This window comes from Streptomyces corynorhini, from assembly GCF_003346515.1.
Taxonomy (GTDB): domain Bacteria; phylum Actinomycetota; class Actinomycetes; order Streptomycetales; family Streptomycetaceae; genus Streptomyces; species Streptomyces corynorhini.
On the sequence record NZ_QQNA01000073.1, the window covers coordinates 28968 to 29476 of the forward strand.

1 protein-coding gene is annotated in these 509 nt (G+C 78.2%); it reads right to left on the reverse strand.

What is annotated here, in order from left to right:
• Positions 1 to 509: polyketide synthase dehydratase domain-containing protein (locus DVH02_RS11045; protein ID WP_158575860.1), on the reverse strand; the 509-nt coding region annotated here is incomplete at both ends.

Sequence of the window (509 nt, forward strand, 5' to 3'; positions counted from 1 at the left end):
CGGCGTCGGTGCCGCGGGCGGAGAGCCGGACGCGCAGGGCGGTGGCGCCCGTGGCGTGCAGGGAGACGTCCCGCCAGGAGTAGGGCATGCGGCCGGACACGGAGTCGTCCAGCAGGTAGGCGGTGGCGTGCAGGGCGGCGTCGAGCAGCGCGGGGTGCAGGCCGTATCCGGGTGTGTCGGCGTGGGCCTGCTCGGGCAGGACGGTCTCGGCGTACACGTCGCCGTCCAGGCTCCAGGCGGCGCGCAGGCCCTGGAAGAGGGGGCCGTAGCCGAATCCGGCGGCCGCGAGGCGGTCGTAGGTGTCCTCGACGGGCAGGGGGTCGGCGCCGGGCGGGGGCCAGGCGGTGAACAGGGCGGGGTCGGCGGGCGCGGTGCGGGTGCCGGTGGCGAGGATGCCGTCGGCGTGCAGGGTCCAGGGCCGGTCGGGGTGGGCGTCGGCGGCGCGGGAGTGCACGCCGAGGGGCCGGTTGCCTTCGCCGTCCGCCGGGCCGATCCGCAGGTGCAGGGCG